The organism is Polynucleobacter sp. AP-Sanab-80-C2, from assembly GCF_035012965.1.
Taxonomy (GTDB): Bacteria; Pseudomonadota; Gammaproteobacteria; order Burkholderiales; family Burkholderiaceae; genus Polynucleobacter.
The window spans coordinates 150,234-171,624 of the sequence record NZ_JAYGQS010000003.1; the positions used below are offsets into that span (position 1 = coordinate 150,234).

General features: G+C 45.5%; 26 protein-coding genes. 11 read left to right on the forward strand and 15 right to left on the reverse strand.

Translation table 11 applies throughout. From position 1 onward, the window contains the following. Positions 1-4: 4 nt before the first annotated feature. From VC178_RS06155 to VC178_RS06170, 4 genes are read left to right on the forward strand one after another with little or no spacing between them, the layout of a single operon-like run. Positions 5-613: a hypothetical protein gene (locus VC178_RS06155; RefSeq protein ID WP_323481915.1), complete on the forward strand. Its 609-nt coding sequence runs from the start codon at positions 5-7 to the stop codon at positions 611-613. A gap of 10 nt (positions 614-623) precedes the next feature. Then, on the forward strand, positions 624-1,715 hold the full coding sequence (locus VC178_RS06160; protein ID WP_323481916.1) for a hypothetical protein: 1,092 nt from the start codon (positions 624-626) through the stop codon (positions 1,713-1,715). A gap of 26 nt (positions 1,716-1,741) precedes the next feature. Continuing rightward, positions 1,742-2,494 carry a substrate-binding domain-containing protein gene (locus tag VC178_RS06165; RefSeq protein WP_323481917.1) on the forward strand — a complete coding sequence of 251 codons (753 nt, stop codon included), beginning with the start codon at positions 1,742-1,744 and terminating at the stop codon, positions 2,492-2,494. Positions 2,495-2,517: 23 nt separating this feature from the next. Further along, positions 2,518-3,609, forward strand: a complete 1,092-nt coding sequence (locus VC178_RS06170) for an amidohydrolase family protein (protein WP_323481918.1) — start codon at positions 2,518-2,520, stop codon at positions 3,607-3,609. Here VC178_RS06170 and VC178_RS06175 read toward each other — a convergent pair. Next, a complete protein-coding gene (locus VC178_RS06175) occupies positions 3,606-4,295 on the reverse strand; it encodes a nitroreductase (RefSeq protein ID WP_323481919.1) in 690 nt (229 codons plus the stop codon). The two genes, VC178_RS06170 and VC178_RS06175, sit on opposite strands and share 4 nt — an antisense overlap. 248 nt (positions 4,296-4,543) lie before the next feature. Here VC178_RS06175 and VC178_RS06180 point away from each other — a divergent pair, with 248 nt between their 5' ends. Continuing rightward, complete coding sequence (locus VC178_RS06180; RefSeq protein ID WP_215318496.1) at positions 4,544-4,762, forward strand: hypothetical protein; 219 nt, start codon at positions 4,544-4,546, stop codon at positions 4,760-4,762. A 5-nt stretch (positions 4,763-4,767) separates the two neighbouring features. Here VC178_RS06180 and VC178_RS06185 read toward each other — a convergent pair whose 3' ends face one another. Together VC178_RS06185 and VC178_RS06190 are read right to left on the reverse strand one after the other, a co-directional pair. Then, a complete protein-coding gene (locus VC178_RS06185) occupies positions 4,768-5,145 on the reverse strand; it encodes a hypothetical protein (protein ID WP_323481920.1) in 378 nt (125 codons plus the stop codon). Next, on the reverse strand, positions 5,146-5,376 hold the full coding sequence (locus VC178_RS06190) for a hypothetical protein (protein WP_323481921.1): 231 nt from the start codon (positions 5,374-5,376) through the stop codon (positions 5,146-5,148). It abuts the gene before it with no gap. 137 nt (positions 5,377-5,513) lie between these two features. Between VC178_RS06190 and VC178_RS06195 the strand changes: the two genes are divergently transcribed. After that, on the forward strand, positions 5,514-6,185 hold the full coding sequence (locus VC178_RS06195) for a carboxylesterase (RefSeq protein ID WP_323481922.1): 672 nt from the start codon (positions 5,514-5,516) through the stop codon (positions 6,183-6,185). Here VC178_RS06195 and VC178_RS06200 read toward each other — a convergent pair. The 4 genes from VC178_RS06200 to pmbA form a co-directional block, all read right to left on the reverse strand. Beyond that, entirely contained in the window at positions 6,182-6,967 is a 786-nt protein-coding gene (locus VC178_RS06200; RefSeq protein WP_323481923.1) for a sulfite exporter TauE/SafE family protein, read from the reverse strand. The genes VC178_RS06195 and VC178_RS06200 overlap by 4 nt on opposite strands. 28 nt (positions 6,968-6,995) lie before the next feature. Beyond that, a complete protein-coding gene (locus tag VC178_RS06205) occupies positions 6,996-8,282 on the reverse strand; it encodes a divalent metal cation transporter (RefSeq protein WP_323481924.1) in 1,287 nt (428 codons plus the stop codon). 102 nt (positions 8,283-8,384) lie between these two features. After that, positions 8,385-9,467 carry a TRAP transporter substrate-binding protein DctP gene (locus VC178_RS06210; protein WP_323481925.1) on the reverse strand — a complete coding sequence of 361 codons (1,083 nt, stop codon included), beginning with the start codon at positions 9,465-9,467 and terminating at the stop codon, positions 8,385-8,387. 65 nt (positions 9,468-9,532) lie between these two features. Continuing rightward, positions 9,533-10,879, reverse strand: coding sequence for a metalloprotease PmbA (pmbA, locus tag VC178_RS06215; protein WP_323481926.1), 1,347 nt, complete (start codon positions 10,877-10,879; stop codon positions 9,533-9,535). 26 nt (positions 10,880-10,905) lie between these two features. Here pmbA and mog point away from each other — a divergent pair, with 26 nt between their 5' ends. Continuing rightward, a complete protein-coding gene (mog, locus tag VC178_RS06220) occupies positions 10,906-11,529 on the forward strand; it encodes a molybdopterin adenylyltransferase (RefSeq protein ID WP_323481927.1) in 624 nt (207 codons plus the stop codon). A gap of 5 nt (positions 11,530-11,534) precedes the next feature. Here the strand turns inward: mog and orn are convergent, their stop codons facing one another. Beyond that, the gene (gene orn, locus VC178_RS06225; RefSeq protein WP_215318514.1) at positions 11,535-12,119 is read right to left on the reverse strand and encodes an oligoribonuclease; all 585 of its coding nucleotides are present in this window, start codon (positions 12,117-12,119) and stop codon (positions 11,535-11,537) included. Between the two features lie 15 nt (positions 12,120-12,134). Here orn and VC178_RS06230 point away from each other — a divergent pair, with 15 nt between their 5' ends. Continuing rightward, positions 12,135-13,385 (forward strand): M48 family metallopeptidase, encoded by a 1,251-nt coding sequence (locus tag VC178_RS06230; protein ID WP_323481928.1) that lies wholly within the window; start codon positions 12,135-12,137, stop codon positions 13,383-13,385. A 14-nt stretch (positions 13,386-13,399) separates the two neighbouring features. Further along, the gene (gene rsgA, locus VC178_RS06235) at positions 13,400-14,413 is read left to right on the forward strand and encodes a ribosome small subunit-dependent GTPase A (RefSeq protein WP_323481929.1); all 1,014 of its coding nucleotides are present in this window, start codon (positions 13,400-13,402) and stop codon (positions 14,411-14,413) included. Here rsgA and VC178_RS06240 read toward each other — a convergent pair. The 6 genes from VC178_RS06240 to rpsP form a co-directional block, all read right to left on the reverse strand. Continuing rightward, positions 14,358-15,314, reverse strand: coding sequence for a CobD/CbiB family protein (locus tag VC178_RS06240; protein WP_323481930.1), 957 nt, complete (start codon positions 15,312-15,314; stop codon positions 14,358-14,360). The two genes, rsgA and VC178_RS06240, sit on opposite strands and share 56 nt — an antisense overlap. Further along, positions 15,311-16,048, reverse strand: coding sequence for a CoA pyrophosphatase (locus VC178_RS06245; protein ID WP_323481931.1), 738 nt, complete (start codon positions 16,046-16,048; stop codon positions 15,311-15,313). The genes VC178_RS06240 and VC178_RS06245 overlap by 4 nt, the downstream gene beginning before the upstream one ends. 65 nt (positions 16,049-16,113) lie before the next feature. After that, positions 16,114-16,509 carry a 50S ribosomal protein L19 gene (rplS, locus tag VC178_RS06250; RefSeq protein ID WP_215318522.1) on the reverse strand — a complete coding sequence of 132 codons (396 nt, stop codon included), beginning with the start codon at positions 16,507-16,509 and terminating at the stop codon, positions 16,114-16,116. A gap of 136 nt (positions 16,510-16,645) precedes the next feature. Continuing rightward, the gene (trmD, locus tag VC178_RS06255; protein WP_323481932.1) at positions 16,646-17,392 is read right to left on the reverse strand and encodes a tRNA (guanosine(37)-N1)-methyltransferase TrmD; all 747 of its coding nucleotides are present in this window, start codon (positions 17,390-17,392) and stop codon (positions 16,646-16,648) included. A 27-nt stretch (positions 17,393-17,419) separates the two neighbouring features. After that, entirely contained in the window at positions 17,420-17,986 is a 567-nt protein-coding gene (gene rimM, locus VC178_RS06260; RefSeq protein WP_323481933.1) for a ribosome maturation factor RimM, read from the reverse strand. 91 nt (positions 17,987-18,077) lie between these two features. Further along, the gene (gene rpsP, locus VC178_RS06265; protein ID WP_068948964.1) at positions 18,078-18,323 is read right to left on the reverse strand and encodes a 30S ribosomal protein S16; all 246 of its coding nucleotides are present in this window, start codon (positions 18,321-18,323) and stop codon (positions 18,078-18,080) included. A 311-nt stretch (positions 18,324-18,634) separates the two neighbouring features. Between rpsP and VC178_RS06270 the strand changes: the two genes are divergently transcribed. Then, complete coding sequence (locus VC178_RS06270) at positions 18,635-19,078, forward strand: META domain-containing protein (protein ID WP_251372027.1); 444 nt, start codon at positions 18,635-18,637, stop codon at positions 19,076-19,078. Positions 19,079-19,083: 5 nt separating this feature from the next. Next, the gene (locus tag VC178_RS06275) at positions 19,084-19,548 is read left to right on the forward strand and encodes a hypothetical protein (protein WP_251372028.1); all 465 of its coding nucleotides are present in this window, start codon (positions 19,084-19,086) and stop codon (positions 19,546-19,548) included. 38 nt (positions 19,549-19,586) lie between these two features. Here VC178_RS06275 and VC178_RS06280 read toward each other — a convergent pair whose 3' ends face one another. Then, a complete protein-coding gene (locus tag VC178_RS06280; RefSeq protein ID WP_323481934.1) occupies positions 19,587-21,374 on the reverse strand; it encodes an acyl-CoA dehydrogenase in 1,788 nt (595 codons plus the stop codon). Positions 21,375-21,391 lie beyond the last annotated feature (17 nt).

The following is a 21,391-nucleotide window of genomic DNA, read 5'->3' on the forward strand; positions in this document are numbered from 1 at the left end:
CAAAATGAAATTCCTATACGTTGCTACCGCATTTTTTACTTGCACCTCACTGGCAGCAGAGCCAAAAGTGAACCCTACAGATCCTCAGCCAACTTGCTACATGTGTCCGGGCACCTTTATTCCCGTGGATGAGCTGAATGCCTATACCAAAAAAGCCATCCAAGAACGTCACATTGATCAACAGGTGCGTGATATTGATATTGGTAAAGCAAGGGTGGGAATTGGCATGGTTTATCGCGGCAAGCTTGATGCCCCAAATCCAGACTCAGTAGCAGAGCATGATCAGATTAGCGAGGTCTATCACATCATCTCCGGCTCCGGAACATTAGTTCTTGGACCAGACATCACCAATCGTCAACGTAGACCAGCCACCCAAAAAACGGTGGTTGAATTTAACGGCCCAGGAAATAATGGCAGCGAAATTCTGAATGGCATCTCACGCAACCTCCAGCCGGGAGATGTGGTGGTGATACCCGCAGGAACAGGGCATTGGTTTACAGAAATTCCAGACCATATCAATTACCTGATGATCCGATTCGATCCAGATAAAGTAACACCGCTAAAAAGCGAAGCTCAGTCACTTAATTACCTCTCAAAACCAGCAAGCCGTTAAGGAGACTACTATGAAAAAAATGATTCGTTGCGGACTTGTCATCGCGTTAGTAGCTGTAAGTTGCAGCACATTCTCGCAGAGCCAATCATCTGCGAAGGCCCCAGAATATAAGGTGGATGCATCCTGGCCAAAAGCATTACCCAATAATTGGATATTGGGTCAAGTAGCTGGCGTAGCTACTGATAAAAATGATCATGTATGGATTATTCATCGCCCATTAACCATTACGGATGATGAAAAAGGTGCGACGCTCACTCCTAAAAGATCAAAATGTTGCATCCCAGCTCCACCCGTTCTTGAGTTTGATAAAAAAGGTAATTTATTGCAAGCCTGGGGTGGTCCTGGCAATGGCTACAACTGGCCAAAAAATGAACATGGAATTTATATCGACCCAAATGGGAATGTTTGGGTTGGTGGCAATGATCAAGCTGACCATATGATTTTAAAATTCACCCAACAAGGAAAATTTCTTCTGCAGATTGGGTCGCCTGGTGCAAGTCTTGGTAGTAACGACACAACTCAGCTTGGTCGTCCTGCACACATGAATGTAGATCCGATTGCAAATGAAGTCTATATTGCTGATGGCTACTTAAACAAACGAGTGATTGTGTTTGATTCCAATACTGGCAACTATAAGCGTCACTGGGGTGCTTATGGCAACATGCCCAGTGATGAAAAGATCCCAAACTTTAATCCGACATCAACGCAATTTGCTAATCCAGTTCATTGCGTTCGCCTCATGAAGGACAACACCCTATTTGTTTGCGATAGAGCAAACAATCGCATTCAAGTCTTTGAGAAAAGTGGAAAATTCATTCGAGAAATGGCGTTTGAGACTGACACTAAAGGATCTGGCTCTGTATGGGACCTCATCCCTGCAGATAGCAATCAAAAGTACATCTTAATTGCTGATGGCACCAACAATGAAATCACAGTGATTGAGCGCGATACTGGCCGCAAGCTCAGTTCATTTGGAAGAAGCGGTAGAAATGCCGGTGAATTTCATTGGGTGCATAACATTGCCGTTGACTCCGAGGGTAGCGTCTATACCACTGAGGTAGATACTGGAAAACGTGCCCAAAAATTTATGAGAACTCAATAAATTTGAGACCTCGCTTGAGACCTTACTTGAAACTTCTCTTGGTATGCGCACTTTCTTTCCTACTGAGCACTCCCGCAATGGCCCAGCTTGAGGTTTTAATTTCGGGAGGCTTTCAAGGTCCTTACAGCCAAATGCTGCCCTCTTTTGAAAAGATGACTGGCATTACAGTCATCACTAAATCAGGCGCCTCACAAGGCTCCGGCCCAAAGACCATCAAAGCACAACTAGCTACTGGTGTTACTGCAGATGTGGTCATATTGTCACGCGAGGGTTTAGCCGAACTCATTACAGAAAATAAAATCGTGCCAAATTCAGATGTTGATTTAGCACAAGCCCCGCTGGGCTTGGCTGTTCCTACAGGCAATGCTAAGCCTGACATCTCTAGCACGAAAGCGTTTGCAGATGCCTTAGTCAAGGCTAAAAAAATTGTTGTTCCCGGAAGTACCAGCGGTATTTACTTAAGCAAGCAACTCTTTCCTAAGCTTGGCATTAGTGAGCAAATCTCAGTACAGATTACCGAGCGAGGTTCTCAGGCCACCGCCGCCTTAGCTGCGCGCGAAGCCAATATTGCCGTCCAGCCCAGCAGCGAACTCGTGAATATTTCGGGCATTGATTATGTTGGCCCCCTACCCAATAGCATTCAACTCATTCAAACCTTTGCTGCAGCAAGAGTGATGAACTCATCCAATTCTGAGGCTGCAAAAAAATTGATTGAATATCTAAGCTCACCAAACGCAGCCGAACCCATTAAAAATGGCGGCATGAATCTAGTTCGCTAGCAATACTCATTGGAATATTACCCATGAATAATCGTAGATCATTTTTAAAAACCTCTGGCAAAGCACTGGGTGGATTATTTTTTTGCGGCTGCGGTCTCGCACATGCTGCAGAGAATCAAACAAAACGGGTAACCCCTGTTTTGATTAACGGCAAACGTATCAAAACAATTGATGTGCATGCCCATTGCATGTTTCAAGATGCGATTGACTTAATGGGAGATGAGGCTAAGTCAGTTCCACCTCCAACTAAAGGTGTACCAGAACATTTCATCAAAATTAATGAGCGCATTAAGGCAATGGAAGCTCAGGGCATTGACATGCAAGTTCTCAGCATCAACCCCTATTGGTATCGTAAAGATAAGGAAACCGCTGCAGAAATCTGCCGCCTGAATAACTTGCATTTAGCCGAGCTATGTGCGCTAAGACCAGATAAGTTTGCAGCCTTTGCTTCACTCAGTATGCAATTTCCAGAACTTGCTGTGGAGCAACTAGAATACGCCGTAAAGCATCAAGGTCTGCGTGGTGCTGCCATTGGTGGGAGTGTTATCGGACAAGATTTTTCAGATCCTAAATTTCACCCAGTATTAGCAAAGGCTCAGGAACTCAATGTCACACTCTTCATTCATCCTCAGAGCACCCCTCAACTTGCGCAACGCTTCAAAGGAAATGGCTGGATGTCCAATGTCATTGGCAATCCACTCGATACAACCATTGCACTCCAGCATCTCATCTATGAAGGGGTGTTAGATAAATACCCACAACTCAAGGTACTAGCAGCTCATGGTGGGGGCTTCTTGGGATCCTACGCACCCCGCATGGATCACAGTTGCTTTGTCTCTCCACAAAATTGTGATCCCAACATTGTGCTCAAGAAAAAACCTTCTGAATACTTAAAGCAGCTTTATTTTGATTCTCTTGTTTTCACGCCGGAAGCCCTAGGATATTTAGTCTCGCAGGTAGGCGCCAGTCAAGTGGTCATTGGAACCGATCATCCTATCCCGTGGGAGGAATTTCCGGTAGAACGAGTCATGCAGACTAAAGGATTGAGTAACGCTGATCGTGTTGGAATTTTGGGTGGGAATGCAGCGCGCCTACTCAATCTAAAACTGAGTTAAGCAAGCCAAGTTGTAAATTCTTCTGCAGCTACTCGGGGTGTCCGGAAGGTGTTAATAATCTCTTGTTTATCCGCATATCCGAGCGCCATGCCACATACCAACATCTCATGATCTTGAGCCCCAATCAAGGGCAAGATGATTTTGGTATAAGCATTCCAGGCAGCCTGTGGGCAGGTATCTAAACCCTCCCCCTTTGCTGCAACCATGAAATTCTGGAGGAACATCCCATAATCCAGCATGGAGCCCCTACCCAGTTCTTTGTCGATGGTAAAAAAGATTCCCACAGGTGCACCGAAAAATTGAAAGTTTTTGCGATGCTGTGCATGCATCTTGTTTTTATCGCCTTTAGTGATACCAAGCAATCCATATAAGCTCCAGCCGTTCTCACGACGTCGATCAATGTAAGGGCTAAACCATTTGCTGGGGTAATAGTCATAACCTGGTTGGTATTCTTTTTCTAATTCGGGATTAGCTGCAATGCTGTCATAAGCATCACATACTTGTTTGCAGAGGCCTTCGAGTTTTGCACCCTCGAGTACGTAAGTTTTCCAAGGCTGAGTATTGGTTCCTGAGGGGGCTCTAGCTGAGAGATTTAGAATCTTCAAAATCTGCTCTTTTGAAACCGGTTCTTTTGTAAATGCGCGCACTGACATTCTTGACTGAATAGCGTCTGCTACAGAATTCATATTCCCTCTTTTTATCTTTAAATACTATTGAGCCATGATATTTTGATGCAATAAGAAATTGTCTTTCCCATCCAACAATAATGCACTATCAAGGTGCGTGAAATACCCAATACCTATATAGGATTCCCCTAAAAATCAGCTTTCGAGGCACTCTGAGCGCTATTCCCAAAACACCCAAATGGTGCATCTGATTTTCTAAATTGTGCAGGGCGGTAATTACTACTAAATTTTGGAACCTATGATGAGGCATGCGTATCAAAATTACAAAAAGCTTGGTGCTCAATGCCCAAATTCATAATACGGAGACCGTTCCGGAAGCCTTATTTCCGGAGGGGGAGTATCTCGCCAACCTGACTCCAGATGGCAAGATTGAGGTCGTCAACACCAAATCTATTAAGGCGCTATTTTCCTTTTCTCAGTTCAGAGAAAAAGTATCACAGGGCGACTTTGTGGTCATGGAAGCTTAAGGCGTTTAGTGATCGAGATCTAAGCTCTGCACTAGACTCGCCAACTTCACAACCGATTCAAATGCATTAGAGTCACTAGCCTCTACATCTACATTCTCCCAATTAAATTCCAAGGAGAAATGTGCAGACTCAACAATCAACTCATAACTGGAAGAGGCCTTATTACTTGGATTGGCTTCCATCTCCTCAGTCACTGGAACCTTCAGTGCCTCAATGGCCTTTAGAAGCAGTTGTGTCTCTGCTGTCGAAAGCTCTCTAGTGTGCAGCACATCATCTGTCCTCTTCACCGAAATCTTAGAGACGCCATCAATAGTGACCTCATATTGATTGAGACCCAAATCAAACCAGACAGTTAATTCAATTGCGATGGGATACGTTTTCATTTAATCGACCTCGTCAGCGTGGGGCTCATCAAAATGTTCGGTATGGGGCTTGAGCTTAGCTTCCAATTGAACCCATTTACTCTGCTGTGTACGGTATGTGCAATCCTCGGCATGATTTTCTAATAAACCAAAAATGACCGTGGTTGGAATTTTGCAATATGCACATCGATAGGCATGTTGGTGCTCTTCTATTTTTTCCTGTGGATAATCAATATAGAACGGCTTCACCATCAACTCCTTTGACTTTTAGGTCTTACTACTTCAATAAATATCTTACACCCCATCTATTTCAACTGAGGGTCAAATATCGCCAAAAAGGGCAGATGAGTTGATAATGGGATATTCCATTTAATAAAGTCTTGAATCTGATGTTGCCCTGCGTCGAACTCGAAACCTCCCCCAATCCAAGCGCTGCTGTTATTTGGCTCCATGGCCTAGGCGCTGATGGCAATGATTTTGTACCCATCATTCCAGAGTTACACCTCGAGGGATGTCCTGGAATTCGGTTTATTTTTCCAAGTGCGCCCAGCATGCCGGTCACCGTTAACGGTGGCTATGTCATGCCAGCCTGGTACGACATCATTGGCAGAGACCTCATGGACCAAGAAGATGCCGCAGGCATCCATCGCTCAGCTGCAGCGATTAGTGAGCTGATTGAGCGTGAGGCGAGTCGCGGCATTGCTTACGAGAATATTGTTCTAGCGGGTTTCTCACAAGGCTGCGCAATGGCTCTGCATATTGGTCTGCGCTTTCCGCATCGTTTAGCAGGCATCATCGCTCTTTCTGGATATTTGCCTTTAGCGATATCGCTCCATACTGAAAAACAAGCAGCTAACCAAAAGACACCCATCTTTATGGCGCATGGTTTATATGACGCAGTAGTGATTCCTGAAAGAGCCGAAGCATCCTATGCCATGTTAGAAAAAATGGGTCATCAAGTCAGCTGGCATGAATATCCAATGGAGCACTCAGTCAATCACGAAGAACTCATGGATATTTCGCGATTCTTACAAAGCATCTTAATTAAAACTAAGAGCTAGATGAGCCCATCAATCAATAATTTAACTCCAGCCACTAGCAAGAAAAATCGCACGATACGGTAGTACCACCGAACAGGAATATGTTTTGCCAGGTAAAAGCCAAAATACACACCAACAGGTACGCAGGGAAAAATTAAAACCGAAGTAGTCAAATAATCTAATTTGATTAAATCCAAATAGGCATATGGGCCTAACTTCGCAAAATTCATGCAAGCGAAAAAAATTCCCAAAGTAGATGTATAGACTATTGGCGACAGTTTCTCTCTCAACATATAAGCGGTAATGGGAGGCCCTCCGTTATGGGCAACAAAGGAAGTCACCCCTGAAAGTAAGCCCATTACCATCCCGACCCAAGGCGATAACTTCGCTTCTTTTGCATCTAAATAACTCATGACTAAATCTTGGAGCAAATAAAGCAAAATAAAAATACCAATACACAGTGTTAACACTTTAGGTTCAATCACTGTGAAAAAGACCATGCCAACCAGAATCCCACAGATAGCAGGTGGCAATACGAGGGTCAAAATTTTCCAATTAGCATTACGCAGAAAACGTCTTAACCCGACCAAATCAATTGCAATCAGCAGAGGCAACAAAATAGCTAACGCTTCAGCAACACTCACCTGACTCGCCAACAAAGGTAACGAGAGGGTTCCTAAGCCAGCACCAAAACCGCTCTTAGAGATACCCACCAGCAATACACTAACAATGGCGACAATAAAAAACGTCAATGTATGCGCATGAAAAGCTTGGGTTAATGGGGCTAATAATGAATCAGACATCTATCCATCTTACCAAGATGACATTACCTTAAGCTACAAACATATAGACCGCAGCTATTGCCATAAACAGTGTTGCAAGCCAACCCAGTATTTTCAGAGGCAATGAAGCTACATGCGAGCCCATCACAGATGACCTACTTGAGAGAATCATGATCGCCACCATTAAGGGAACTGCAACTACACCATTGAGCACCGCACTCCAGAACAGCGCTTTCATTGGGCTAATGGGAGAATACTGAATTGCCAAGGCGCCAAGGACACTGAAAGTGATAATTAAATAAAACTTGCCAGCCTGCCGTGCACTATCTTCAAGACTAGAGCGCCAACCAAAGACTTCGGATAAGGCATATGCTGCCGAACCTGCTAAGACTGGAACGCCCATTAAGCCTACACCCAGAATACCTAGGGCGAACAAGAGAAAAGCAAATTCTCCTGCTAGCGGTCTTAAGGCAGATGCAGCCTCTGCAGCAGTATTGATATCGCGAATTCCAGAAGCATGCAAAGTTACTGCGGTAGCCAAAATAATGCAATAGGCCGCTATATTGGAATACAACATACCACTCCAGGTATCCCAAGAAATTCTACGTAACTCAGAGTGAATTTCCCGCTCTCCCGCTTCGCCAACATCTTTCAACAAACTGAACTCATGACGCAAATTCATATCTTCCACTTCTTGAGAAGCTTGCCAAAAAAATAAATAAGGGCTGATCGTTGTACCAAAGACACCCACTACTACTGCTGCTGAATCTGCATTCAAAGTAACCTGGGGAAAGAAAGTACTCCAAACGACCTCTGTCCAAGGAACATGAACGGTGAATAAAACAGCGCCATAGGCCAGCAATGAGAGTGATAACCACTTTAAAAAAAATACGTAATGCCGATAAGGAATCAATATTTGCAATGCCAGGGTAAGCAGAACAAAAAAGCCCGTCATGATATGCCAATTAATTCCTGTAATCAGTTGTGCAACCTCGCCCATTGCTGCAATATCTGCAGCAATATTAAGAACGTTCGCAATCAATAAAATGCTGACTAATAGGATCAACACCAGCGGAGGAAAAGCTAACTTCATATTGGCAGAGAGGCCTCTGCCTGTTACCCTACCAATACGCGCGCACAATACCTGAATAGTAGACATCAATGGATAAGCAAAAGGCATTGTCCACAACATATTGAAACCAAATTGCGCACCGGCCTGAGAGTAAGTCACGATTCCACTTGGATCATCATCTGCGACACCTGTAACTAAGCCAGGTCCCACTCTAGATAAAGGATGCTGTTTAATACGCACCCAAATGGCAGAGAGACTGATCATATTTGCAAATAGCTCTTAATCATCACCTTAGTGTAGTGCGTATAGAGATTTAAAAAGAAAAAGGGCTCTGCTGAGCCCTTGATCGGAGAGCGCGGTGAATACTTACAGCTTTTTATTGAAGCTATATTGAGCAAAAGCCTGCTCTGCAACCCCAAACCACTGGGCTTCCATGTTTCTAAAAACGCGATAGTCATCAAAGATCTTTTTAAACTGAGGATTCTTAGTAGACTCTTCTGCATAAGTTTCCTGACTGGCTTTAAAGCAAGCATCCATGATGGAAGTGTTGAACTTGCGTAAAACAGCGCCATTTTGAATGAGACGCTGCAAAGCAGGTGGATTGAGTGCATCGTATTTTGCGCACATATCAGTATGAGCTTCATAACAAGCCGCTTCCCATGCGGCTTGATAAGAAGGTGGCAGTGCATCCCATTGTTTCTTATTGACTAAGAAGGAGAGTCCAGCAGCGCCCTCCCAAAATGCAGGGTAATAGTAGTTTTTGGCAACTTTTGCTAAGCCCAACTTTTCATCATCGTAGGGACCAACAAATTCGGCCGCATCGATCGTACCTTTTTCTAATGCAGAGTAAATTTCACCAGCAGGCAATTGTTGTGGCACTACGCCTAATTTGGCGAGTACTTGGCCAGCAAAGCCAGCAATACGGAATTTCAAACCCTTTAAATCTTCTGGTGATTTAATTTCTTTGCGGAACCAGCCACCCATTTGGGTTCCAGTTTGACCGCCAAGAAAGTTGACGATGTTGTAACTTGCATAAAGCTCACGCATTAACTTCATACCATTACCATGAAGCATCCATGCAGATTGCTGACGCGCAGTCATACCAAATGGTGCTGCAGTATCAAAGATGAAAGCGCTATTTTTTCCTAAGTAGTAATAGCTAGCGGTATGTCCACACTCAACCGTACCATTTTGAACAGCATCCAATACCTGCAATGCCGGAACCACTTCACCCGCAGCAAATACTTTGACGTTGAACTTACCATCAGTGGCTTTACGCAATGAATTTGCAAAAACTTCAGGGGTGCCAAAAAGCGTATCTAAGGATTTAGGAAAGCTAGAAACCAAGCGCCAGTTGAGCGTAGGTAAGTTTTGCGCAAGCGCTGATGCACTCAGGGCAGCTACTCCAGCACCGACAGTTGCCTTCTTCAGAAATGAACGTCTTTGCATCACTATCTCCCTCTAGTATTAATAGATATGTATACAGATTCTGTCATTGAATTCTATAGCGAGGTTTATTTTCCGCCAACTGTCATAGAACCGAGCAGAATCGAGCCAGTTTCTTTGGTACCCCGAATTAAGGAATCGCTTCCTATCAACTCAATATCTAAGAGCATATCGCGTAAATTACCTGCAATCGTTACCTCTTCCACTGGATATTGAATCTCACCATTCTCAACCCAATAACCAAATGCGCCACGTGAGTAATCTCCCGTTACATAATTCACGCCCTGCCCCATCAACTCAGTTACCAATAAACCAGTACCCATTTCTTTTAATAAAGCAGGTAGACCGCCTTTAGGTGTTTTCTTGCTTTGCAGAGTCAAGTGGTGTGAGCCGCCTGCATTACCAGTAGTTTTCATTCCCAATTTACGCCCTGAATAGGTCGACAGAAAATAACCCTGCAAAACACCTTTATCAACTACAGTACGCGCGTTGGTCTTTACGCCCTCTTCATCGAATGGTGCGCTACCGGACATGGCTTTGAGATGGGGATTCTCAAACAGACTGACGTGCTTAGGCAATACCTGCTTACCCAAACTATCGAGCAAAAAACTAGAGCGACGATATAGAGCACCTCCAGATACTGCCTGCACCAAGCTGCCTAACAAACCTGCAGCCAAAGGAGCTTCAAAGATGACCGGGCAGCGCCGCGTAGTCAGTGACCTTGCCTTTAAACGCGATAAGGCGCGCTGGGCAGCATACTGACCGATAGCTGCAGGATCAGCTAACTCTGTTGGTATACGCGAACTCGAATACCAATCGTCTCTTTGCATAGGAGATTTTTTTCCGCCCTCACTTGCAATCGGTGCACATGAAATATAGTGGCGTGAAAATGGATAACCCCCCATAAATCCAAGTGAGGTACCCATCATGAAATGTGCGTGATGTGCAGATACTGAGGCGCCATCACTATTTTGAATTTGCTTGCTCACTGAAAATGCCGCGCCCTCCGCAATCCGTGCAATTTCTACAGCGCGTCCTGCATCAAGATCCCAGGGATGAAATAAATCAAGATCTAATGGATTTTTTTCGAGCAACTCTGTTTCTGCTGGGCCAGCACAATTGTCTTCCGCAGTGTGTTGGGCAATGTGATAAGCAGCATCAACGGTCGCCTTCAAAGACTCTTTTGAAAAGTCACTCGTACTGGCATTGCCGCGATGGTGCCCCAAAAATACCGTCACCCCTACTTGCTTGTCCAAGCTTTGTTCAATGGTTTCGACTTCGCCCTTACGAACGGTTACCGAGAGGCCTTGACCCTCCGATACTTCGGCCACTGCATCCGAGGCGCCCCTTCTTTTGGCCTCTTTGAGCATGAAATTGATAATTTCTTGAAACTGGCTAGATGAATATGTAAACATGCCCTAATAATAGCTAGAATAGAAATATGAAGCATACTGAAACCTCGAAGCGCAATACCCCAAACGAAGTCAAAATTGGTCTAATCTCGATCTCAGATAGAGCCAGTAAGGGTGTTTACCTTGATGAAGGCATTCCAACCCTGCAAACCTGGCTGATGAAAGCCATGAGTAATCCCTGTGTTTTTCATGAACGTCTGATTGCCGATGAGTCTGAGATCATTACTGAAACCATTGTGGAGTTGGTTGATGAGATGGGTTGTGACCTAGTCCTCACCACGGGTGGCACCGGCCCTTCGCGTCGCGATGTCACCCCAGAGGCAACCCTAGAGGCGGGAACCCGAGAAATGCCTGGATTTGGTGAGCAAATGCGTCAAATAAGCCTCAAGTTTGTACCAACGGCTATTTTGTCTAGACAGACAGCGGTCCTGCGTGAAATCGAAGGACATGCGGCTCTCGTGATTAACTTACCAGGGCAACCTAAGGCGATTGCTGAAACCCTAGAGGGCCTCAAAGATGAGAACGGCAAATCAATCGTGCCCGGAATCTTTGCTGCGGTGCCTTACTGTATCGATCTGATTAGTGGACCGTATATCGAGACCAATGAAGAAGTCATTAAAGCCTTTAGACCCAAGAGCGCTATTAAAAAATAAATTTCTTAGGGCAGCGGTACGATAAATTTATCGCGGTAATACTTCAGCTCTTCAATCGATTCTTCAATATCCGCTAAGGCAGTATGAGCCTGTTGCTTGGTGAAGCCTTTCACCAACTCTGGATGCCAACGTTTACATAACTCTTTCAGAGTGGAGACGTCGACATTTCGATAATGAAAGTAGGCTTCTAACTTGGGCATGTACTTCGCCATAAAGCGACGATCTTGACCAATAGTATTTCCGCACATCGGAGCAATACCCGCTTTGATGTACTGCTTTAAAAAGGCAATGCATTCTGCCTCTACTGTCGCCTCATCCAGTGTCGATGCCTTAACCTTATCAATCAGCCCCGAGCGCCCATGGGTACCTTTATTCCAAGCATCCATGGCATCTAAAAGTGCATCATCCTGATGCACCACCCAAACAGGTGCCGTAGCAATGGTATTGAGGTGGGCATCGGTCACAATAATGGCGATTTCTAGGATACGCTCAGTTTCTGGATCTAATCCAGACATCTCCATATCCACCCAGATTAGGTGCTCGCTAGCTGGTGCCGTCTTTGCTGCTGCAGTATTCGTTTGTTCGCTCATATCTATAATGATCTCATGACATTCACAATTATTTTCCTAATCGCTTTTATTGCCAGTTTTGGCCTGCGCCACTGGCTCTCCCAACGTCAAATTCGCTATGTTGCCCAGAATCGAGATGTGGTCCCGACAGAGTTTGCTGAAAAAGTCACTCTAGCCGAACACCAAAAAGCTGCTGACTACACGATCGCAAAATTGCGCTTAGCGATTTTAGAAAACGGGGTGAGCGCCGTCATTTTAATTGCCTTCACATTGTTGGGCGGATTAGAAATCCTCAATCTTGTTCTTCTACAATTACTTGGTGAAGGTATTGCACAACAAATTGCACTGCTAGTATCGATTGTCATCATCTCCGGAATACTGGATCTACCTTTCTCTTGGTACAAACAGTTTTATCTTGAAGAGCGCTTCGGCTTTAATCGCATGAATAAAAAATTGTTCTTTAGCGACATGATCAAAGGTTTGTCGGTAGGTGGCGCCATTGGCATTCCCTTGCTATGGGTCATCCTCACACTTATGCTCAAGGCTGGCGATCTTTGGTGGCTCTGGGCGTGGGCCGTGCTTTCGACATTTAGTCTGTTGATGCAGTGGATCTTCCCAACCTTCATTGCACCCTTATTTAATAAGTTTCAAGCATTAGAAGAAGGTCCACTCAAAACCCAAATTGAGGCCTTACTAAGCCGTTGCGATTTTGCTAGTCAAGGCTTGTTTGTTATGGATGGTAGTAAGCGTAGCGCCCATGGCAATGCATTCTTTGCTGGCATGGGTAAAGCCAAGCGCATTGTGTTCTTTGACACCCTCATTGAAAAACTCAATCCTGGTGAAGTAGAAGCAGTGCTCGCCCATGAGTTGGGTCACTTCAAGTGCAAACATATTCGTAAGCGTCTCATCGTTTCCTTTGCCTTAAGCTTTGCTATGTTTGCATTGCTTGGCTGGATCAGCACGCAGGTTTGGTTCTATACCGACCTGGGTGTAATGCCTAATCTGAATGGCTATAACGGCGGTCTGGCTTTAGCACTATTTATGTTGGTCTCGCCCGTATTTAGCTTCTTCTTCACGCCACTAGGAAGTCTTGCTTCGCGTAAACATGAATATGAGGCCGATGGCTTTGCCGCAGAAAAATCTTCAGCAAAAGATTTGATTTCTGCCCTCGTAAAGTTATATCAAGATAACGCTGCAACACTGACACCAGATCCAATCTATACCGCCTTTTATAGCTCGCATCCACCTGCGCCGCTGCGTATCGCAAACCTACAGCGCTTTAGCTGATTGCAATTATCGGCATGGAACAATTTCACGCGCTACTGACTGCTTCCTACGGAAGACATTATTTAGCGCAGCGCCTAGTAGCAGATACCGCAGGGAAAGAATCCCCAAGCGGTCCTTTAATTCAAGTGAGCACTCCCGCTAAGCAGCATATTGGTGCTGTGGGTGATCGTATGTTGCTGGAGATGACATCTGCAGATCAAGCGCGCATTATTGAAATTGAGCCTCGTGAAAATATTCTCTACCGCTCTGACGCTTTTAAAAGCAAAATCATTGCTTCTAACGTCGATCAAATTCTGGTGGTACTAGCAACCCAACCCGCCTTCTCTCCCGACCTCCTGGGCAGAGCGGTCGTGGCGGCTGAGGCCAATCAAATTGGCTTGCATATCCTACTCAATAAATGTGATCTCCAAGATAACTTAGTGCAAGCGCGCAAAATCATTGAACCCTATGCGCGCATGGGCTATCCCGTCAGTGAGGTCTCCGCTAAATTTGACCCCGCTTCGATTGATGCACTTCGTCCTGCCTTAGCCGGTAAGGTATCCGTCTTTGTTGGTCAATCCGGCATGGGTAAATCTAGCCTGCTCAATGCTTGGGTACCCAATGCTGCTGCACTCACCCAGGAATACTCTGTGCGTTTAGATACCGGTAAACACACCACCACCGCCTGTCGTTATTTTGAATTACCGGAATCTTGGGGGAAAGATGGGGTCAGCAAATTGGGTGCATTAATTGATTCACCAGGTTTTCAGGAGTTTGGTTTAGCACATATGTCTGTGAGCGAGTTACAGCATGCCTTTAGGGAATTTAAAGACTTGCTCGGTAAATGTCGCTTTCATAACTGTGCTCATCAATCTGAACCTGATTGCGCGGTACGTGATGCGGTAGACAGAAATGAAATAGCGCCAGAAAGATTGGCGCTATTTAGACAGTTGCGTTCAGATTCGAAAACAGCAGATACGCAAATTCAGGGAATTAGCCAAGCCAAAGAGCGATGGTCAGCATTAGCAACAAAGCCATCCAAACGATAACCAAGCGCCATACTAAGCCAACCGCGGAACGCATCGTGCGCTCAGTAGGCTCAAGACCCACTTCATAGATTAAAGGTTCACCGGCCTCAGCCATACGCAGTGCCTCATCACTTTCAGGCTCGCTCAAGGGCTCACCGAGTCGCACGCCTAAGGCACCACTACCTGCAGCCAAGATCACAGCCGATAATGAATCAGACCATTTTTGGGTGAGATAGCGCCAACCATATACTGCACCCTCAAAGTTTCCAACAATCGCAAAGCCCATTGCCGTGATACGCGCTGGAACCCAATCCAATACATAAAAGAAATGACGCGCTGCTTCACTTAAGTTGAAGTCACGCTCAGACCAACGCTGAGCAGCAATATCAGCCAAACGATACAGCACCACACCTGCGGGACCCATTGGCATCATGAACCAAAACAGCACACCAAACACATGGTGATGTGAACCAATAATGGCTCGCTCTAGCGCTAATGAAATCACTTCCGTCTCAGAAAGATTGGCAGTATCTAACTCTGGGCCATACCATTCACCCAGTGCTGCCCGCGCAGCTGGTAGATCATGCGCTTCAATTGCTTCATGCACCAAAGTAAATGAGTGGCTGAATTGACGGAAGCCGAAAAATAAATACGCAATGACGACGTTCCATAAGAAACCAAGAATGGGATAAGTCAACATGCAGGTGACATACACCATAAATACCAAAAAGGTAGGTAGCACAAAAGCAACCAAGCAAGCCATGCGTGCGCCAATTGGACTTGCACCTTCTTCAGACTTGCCACCGAATTCACCAGCGACCCAATCTAACCAACGAGCGCTCATACGCGCAATCCAATGGCTAGAGGTTACTGGGCGATATTGCTCAGCAATGAGGGCGAAGAGAATAGAAAAGAAAGTCATACTTTTAATAAATGATATAGGTTCCGCAACATTCCCGCAGTAGCGCCCCAAATAAAGCGATTCTCATAAGGAATCGAATAAAAACGACGACCACCCTGCTCGCTTTGCCACAGCCTGATCTGATGGTTCGCTGGATCTAGTAAAAAATGTAGCGGCACTTCAAAAACATCTGCCACCTCAAACTCATCTAAAACATATTCTTCCTGAGCTTGCACCAACCCCACTACTGGTGTGACGCTATAACCAGAAACAGTCAAATACTGCGGAAGATAGCCAATAATTTCCACCCGTTTAGGATCAAGGCCAATCTCTTCCTGACTCTCCCTCAATGCAGTGTCATCGGGACTAAGATCTTCTGGATCCATCCGTCCACCCGGAAAGCTAATCTGCCCTGCATGATCACGCAAATGATTCGTTCTTTGCGTCAGCAATACTGAGAGGCCATTCTCTTTTAACAACAAAGGGATCAATACCGCTGCTCGCGTTATCTTGCCAGCAGCTTGGCGCTTAGCGATGATATCGGTAGCAATCACATGACGATTCTCATCGGTAATCTCTGGTTGCCACTCCGGTGGATATTGAAGACGGGTCTTTAAGCCCTCTGGCTCGAGAAATTCAGGTGCTACTTTTTTGTCATTGACGCAAACCTCATGAATCGGAATGGCTTCCGCATTAAATCCTGGAGGCGCAGCGACATTGATTAGGTCTTCTTCAGGCTGAGAGGTCTTGGGCATAGTCATATTTTAAGGCAATAAAAAAGGCGACCTAGGCCGCCTTTCTATTTGCATTAAAGCAGCAATTATTCAGCAGCTGGAGCAGCCACTGCCTTAGTGCGAGCCTGAAGCTTTTCTTTAATACGTGCAGACTTACCAGAACGATCACGCAAGTAGTACAACTTTGCACGACGGACATCACCACGACGCTTTACTTCAACGCTAGCGATCAATGGTGAGTATGTTTGGAAAGTACGCTCAACGCCTTCACCAGATGAAATCTTGCGCACGATAAAGCTAGAATTTAGTCCGCGATTACGTTTAGCAATCACAACGCCTTCAAAGGCTTGGGTACGCTTACGTGTACCTTCAACCACGTTTACGCTAACAACCACTGTATCGCCAGGCGCAAAGCTTGGCAAAGTTTTGTTAGCACTTAAGCGAGCAATTTCTTCTTGCTCAATTTTTTCAATTAAATTCATTTTTAATCCTTAAACATCGTATTAGCGTTTAATCCCGAGACCTAAATCAACGGACCTAATAGAGGATGTAGTTAAAACAATTTCACTAAACCAAAAACCAAACCACTCATTCACAACTGCGCACCACTAAAAGTATTCACAGCGAGCGAAGAAATTGTTCATCTTCTCGGGTTAGCAACCCATTGGCTCTAGCCGATTCAATTAAATCCGGCCTTAACCTGAACGTCAGCTCTAAAGACTTCTGCCGACGCCAATCCGCTATTTTAGCGTGATGTCCGCCTAAAAGCACGTCTGGCACTGATAAATTTTCATAAATCTCAGGCCTGGTGTAGTGCGGATAGTCCAAAAGACCATTCATAAAGCTATCCTGGGCGGCAGATTCGCCATCTCCGAGAGCCCCAGGAATAAGCCTAATAACCGCATCCATGATGGCCATAGCAGGGATTTCGCCCCCTGAAAGCACAAAATCGCCTATGGATATCTGTAAATCGACATTGCGATCCACAAAACGTTGGTCTATGGCCTCATATCGACCACAAACCAAGCTCAGATTGCCGTCATTTAAGATATCTGAGGCCATTTTTTGGGAGAAGCGCTCTCCTTGGGGCGCCAACAAGCAAATAGGGCCCGATTGAGTTCCAGCAGCCCGATGAGCCGCCTTAATCCCTGCAATAGCATCTTCGAGGGGCTTGGCCATCATGACCATGCCTGGACCGCCACCATAAGCACGATCGTCTACTGTCTTACGCGCATCCAAACAAAAGTCTCGTGGATTCCATAAATGAACACTCGCTAATGATTGCTCACAAGCACGACCAGTGACACCCCACTGCGTGAGTGCAGTAAACATCTCGGGAAATAAGGTCACGACATCAAAGCGCATGGGTTATTTCTTGAATATGGTTTAGTTTTATTGCCAGTCTAATTGCCAATCAAGCGTAATCACTTGATTTGGTAAGTCGACGTTTTGCACTACTTCTTTGACAAAGGGTACAAGATATTTGATTTCTTTAGAAACAGGATCACCAATAGCAATCACACCATGAGCACCATTTTCAGTGACATCGAGCACTTCACCTAGCGCCTCATGTTGCAAATTGATTGCCTGGCAACCAATCAGATCGACCCAGTAATAAGAATCATTATCCGCTTTTGGAAATGCATCACGGGCCACTAATATGCGCGCACCTTTTAATGCCAGGGCCTGATCACGATCAGTAACACCATCTAATGCAAGCACGACATTACCGCTGTGCATCTTGGTGCTTTTTACTTTGTATTGCGTCAAAGAGGCTTGTTCTACAGATGCAGAAACGCCAGCATCCCGACGTGGGATCAAGGACAACCAAACTGTCTTAGAAGAGAGAAGCGCTACAGGGTCTGATGAGTGAGGTCTAACCTTCACTTGCCCCTGCAAACCTTGCGCCTCAGAAATGGCGCCAAGTTCAATCAAATCATTTAGGGAAGGTGTGCTCATTTGCAAGTCACCTTATTTTCCCAAAATAAACCACCAACAATTTCGCCACTAAATGCATCATCTCAAAGATGAAGCATTTAGCAACAGAATATTAAGCAGCAGGATTGTTCTTAATTAAACGAACAACCGTTGGAGATACTTGCGCACCAACGCCAGTCCAATAAGTCAAACGATCTTGAGCAATGCGCATGGCTTGCTCAGATTCAGCTGCTTGTGGATTGAAGTAACCAATGCGCTCGATAAAGTTCGAGTCGCGACGGTTGCGCTTATCAGTAGCAACAATGCTGTAAAAAGGGCGCTTCTTAGAGCCGCCGCGTGCCAGTCGAATGACGACCATACTTATTCCTTAAAATCTAAAAATGAAAACAGGTTGATTACAACCCAATGAAATTTCTACAAAAATCTTGGGCTCCAGCTCACCAACTAAACGTACGGTAAAGCGGAAAACCTCATATTCTAGACGAAAACCCCTACTTCTTCCACCTATTTAAGTGCCCAAGACAGTAGAATAGAATCCAAATCAATATAAAAAATACATATAAATCAATTACTTATACCGATATGGCCAATAAAACAACGCGATCCACCCACAATCGAGGCTCTTTAAATCGCCTCTGGATCGCACTTTCTTGCGTAGGACTAGGGCTTTTGAGCGCTTGCGCAAATGTGATTCCGCCTTGTGGCGCCAAAATTAGTCCTCCGAGCAGCGAACTGCGCAATACCCGGTGGGAGCTCACTCGCTGGAACTTACCCCCCAATAGCAATGGTGAAGTTCGTGCACGCCAAATTCCACAGGGGGAAGCGAGCAACCCTATTCAAATGAACTTTGATGCGAATGGGCAAAGGGTTAGCGGATCTACTGGATGCAATCGCTTTACTGCGGAGCTGAATGAAGATGCACGAGGCTTTAGCTTGAGCAAAATTGCTAGCACCAAAATGGCCTGCACTCCGCAACGCATGGAATTAGAAAATGATTTCCTTTATGAACTCAATGACTATCGCAGCATCGTTCGCAATGGCGATCAATTACTCATGATCGGCACTGATCGTGAAGTGCTGAGCTTTACCCAACGGCCTGTTACCAATAAATAAAATAAATGAGTATTGATATCTTGATGAAAAAATCCAAACTTCTATTTTGTGCACTCGGATTATTTTTTCCAGGCACTGGCCTCAATTGTTTTTACTTGCAGGGACTCAAATCCTTCTGGGCTTGGACACAATTACTCGCATTGTTTGGAGGCTTTGTTGGCTGGGGTCTACTAAAAGATGCCCATTTTCATTCAGGACCTGGCTGGGTACTGCTGACCTTTGGTTTTATTGCGATTGAGGCCAGCTGGCTCACCACGATCACCTTTGGTTTACGCCCCGATGAAAAATGGGATGCGCAATTTAATCCTGGCATTGCAGAACTTGAGCGCAGTCAATCGGGTTGGCTAGTGATTCTTACTGTCATCTTTTCCTTAGTACTAGGTGCGGGTGTCATGATGACCTTTTTGGCTATAGCCTTTGAGCAATTCTTTATTTCTCAACTCCAAGAAGCCAGAAAGCTATCCCAGTAATAGCAAATAGCTTTCGTGATTTACGAATTGCCAATATTTTAGAACTGCTCAAGCTCTAGTGCATTGGTAGAGTAACCACCTTCAATAATCGAGGTGGCCAAGGCCTGTGCCTGTGGTAGTAAGTTTTCCGCAAAGAAGCGCGCCGTTGCAATCTTCGTCTTATAGAAAGTTGGATCGCTATCGCGCAAACGTTCGGCTGCTAATAAGCCCCGTGCCATTTGCCATCCTCCGAAGACCAAACCTGATAAACGTAAGTAAGCAAAGCTACCGGCGTATACCGCTTTAGTGTCCGTCTTTGCATGCGCCAAAATATAAGCAACCGCTTCATCGAACGCAGCGCGCCCAACAGTCAATTGCTTGAGAACTGCTTTCGCATCAGCGCTAGAACTAGCTGCTAACTCTTTTTCCGTTTCGGCAATTTTTTGTGACAGTACTTTTGCAATAGCCCCACCATCACGGACAGTTTTTCTACCGACCAAGTCATTTGCCTGAATGGCTGTCGTCCCTTCATAAATCGTCAGAATACGAGCATCACGATAGTGTTGTGCAGCACCAGTCTCTTCAATAAAGCCCATACCGCCATGGACTTGTACACCCAGGCTCGCCACCTCAATCGACATCTCAGTAGAGAAGCCCTTCACAATCGGTACCAAGAATTCATAGATTGCTTGATTTGCTTTACGCACTGCTTCATCTGGTGCAGCATGCTGTGCATCGTATGCAGCAGCAGCATAGTATGCCAAGGCACGAGAAGCCTCTACATAAGCGCGCATGGTCATCAACATCCGTTTCACATCAGGCTGATGAATAATCGCTACAGGGCCGGGAGAGCCAGCGAGATCACGACTTTGAACGCGATCTTTAGCATATTGCACGGCCTTTTGATAAGCGCGCTCTGCGACCGCAACACCTTGCATCCCCACTGCAAAACGCGCAGCGTTCATCATCACAAACATGTATTCCAGACCGCGATTCTCTTCACCAACTAAATAGCCGGTGGCGCCACCATGATCGCCAAACTGCAGTACTGCGGTTGGGCTCGCCTTAATTCCGAGCTTATGTTCAATTGATACACAATGCACATCATTGCGCTCACCTAATGAGCCATCTGCATTAACCAAGAACTTCGGCACTACGAATAATGAAATCCCTTTAACACCCTCTGGTGCATCAGGCGTCCTAGCCAAAACTAAATGAATAATGTTCTTGGCCATATCATGCTCACCGTAGGTGATATAGATCTTGGTCCCAAAGATCTTATAGATGCCATCGCCCTCAGGTACAGCCTTAGAACGCACCATCGATAAATCAGAACCTGCTTGGGGCTCGGTCAAACACATCGAACCCGTCCATTCCCCGGAAATCATGCTCGGGACAAATTGTTCTTGGAGTTCTGGGCTTGCTGCTGTGAGCAATGCCTCAATAGCACCATCAGTGAGCATCGGACATAAAGCAAAAGAGAGGCTGGCTGAGTGAACCATTTCAAAGCAGGCAGTAGCAATGAGTTTTGGCAAGCCTTGACCACCAAATTCTGCCGGATGAATAACGCCCTGCCAACCAGCAGTAGCAAATTGTTCAAATGCTTCTTTGAACCCAGGAGTCGTAGTCACTACGCCATCTTTGAATGAGCTTGGCTGTTGATCGCCAGGCCAATTGAGTGGGGCAACGACATCCTGATTAAATTTTGCAGACTCTTCCAGAATTGCTGGCGCAAGATCAACATCAGCACCTGCTTCCGTATAGGATGGGTAAGCCACTATATCTGATAGCCCCGCAAGCTCATTCATTACAAACAACATGTCTTTCACGGGGGCTACATATGGCATGACAACTCCTATGGATT

Excerpts from the sequence above, each read along its gene's own strand:
- VC178_RS06155 (WP_323481915.1), top strand. The coding sequence starts at position 5 with ATGAAATTCCTATACGTTGCTACCGCATTTTTTACTTGCACCTCACTG.
- VC178_RS06160 (WP_323481916.1), top strand. The coding sequence starts at position 624 with ATGAAAAAAATGATTCGTTGCGGACTTGTCATCGCGTTAGTAGCTGTA.
- VC178_RS06170 (WP_323481918.1), top strand. The coding sequence starts at position 2,518 with ATGAATAATCGTAGATCATTTTTAAAAACCTCTGGCAAAGCACTGGGT.
- VC178_RS06175 (WP_323481919.1), bottom strand. The coding sequence starts at position 4,295 with ATGAATTCTGTAGCAGACGCTATTCAGTCAAGAATGTCAGTGCGCGCA.
- VC178_RS06180 (WP_215318496.1), top strand. The coding sequence starts at position 4,544 with ATGCGTATCAAAATTACAAAAAGCTTGGTGCTCAATGCCCAAATTCAT.
- VC178_RS06185 (WP_323481920.1), bottom strand. The coding sequence starts at position 5,145 with ATGAAAACGTATCCCATCGCAATTGAATTAACTGTCTGGTTTGATTTG.
- VC178_RS06190 (WP_323481921.1), bottom strand. The coding sequence starts at position 5,376 with ATGGTGAAGCCGTTCTATATTGATTATCCACAGGAAAAAATAGAAGAG.
- VC178_RS06195 (WP_323481922.1), top strand. The coding sequence starts at position 5,514 with ATGTTGCCCTGCGTCGAACTCGAAACCTCCCCCAATCCAAGCGCTGCT.
- VC178_RS06200 (WP_323481923.1), bottom strand. The coding sequence starts at position 6,967 with ATGTCTGATTCATTATTAGCCCCATTAACCCAAGCTTTTCATGCGCAT.
- VC178_RS06205 (WP_323481924.1), bottom strand. The coding sequence starts at position 8,282 with ATGATCAGTCTCTCTGCCATTTGGGTGCGTATTAAACAGCATCCTTTA.
- VC178_RS06210 (WP_323481925.1), bottom strand. The coding sequence starts at position 9,467 with ATGCAAAGACGTTCATTTCTGAAGAAGGCAACTGTCGGTGCTGGAGTA.
- pmbA (WP_323481926.1), bottom strand. The coding sequence starts at position 10,879 with ATGTTTACATATTCATCTAGCCAGTTTCAAGAAATTATCAATTTCATG.
- mog (WP_323481927.1), top strand. The coding sequence starts at position 10,906 with ATGAAGCATACTGAAACCTCGAAGCGCAATACCCCAAACGAAGTCAAA.
- orn (WP_215318514.1), bottom strand. The coding sequence starts at position 12,119 with ATGAGCGAACAAACGAATACTGCAGCAGCAAAGACGGCACCAGCTAGC.
- VC178_RS06230 (WP_323481928.1), top strand. The coding sequence starts at position 12,135 with ATGACATTCACAATTATTTTCCTAATCGCTTTTATTGCCAGTTTTGGC.
- rsgA (WP_323481929.1), top strand. The coding sequence starts at position 13,400 with ATGGAACAATTTCACGCGCTACTGACTGCTTCCTACGGAAGACATTAT.
- VC178_RS06240 (WP_323481930.1), bottom strand. The coding sequence starts at position 15,314 with ATGACTTTCTTTTCTATTCTCTTCGCCCTCATTGCTGAGCAATATCGC.
- VC178_RS06245 (WP_323481931.1), bottom strand. The coding sequence starts at position 16,048 with ATGCCCAAGACCTCTCAGCCTGAAGAAGACCTAATCAATGTCGCTGCG.
- rplS (WP_215318522.1), bottom strand. The coding sequence starts at position 16,509 with ATGAATTTAATTGAAAAAATTGAGCAAGAAGAAATTGCTCGCTTAAGT.
- trmD (WP_323481932.1), bottom strand. The coding sequence starts at position 17,392 with ATGCGCTTTGATGTCGTGACCTTATTTCCCGAGATGTTTACTGCACTC.
- rimM (WP_323481933.1), bottom strand. The coding sequence starts at position 17,986 with ATGAGCACACCTTCCCTAAATGATTTGATTGAACTTGGCGCCATTTCT.
- rpsP (WP_068948964.1), bottom strand. The coding sequence starts at position 18,323 with ATGGTCGTCATTCGACTGGCACGCGGCGGCTCTAAGAAGCGCCCTTTT.
- VC178_RS06275 (WP_251372028.1), top strand. The coding sequence starts at position 19,084 with ATGAGTATTGATATCTTGATGAAAAAATCCAAACTTCTATTTTGTGCA.
- VC178_RS06280 (WP_323481934.1), bottom strand. The coding sequence starts at position 21,374 with ATGCCATATGTAGCCCCCGTGAAAGACATGTTGTTTGTAATGAATGAG.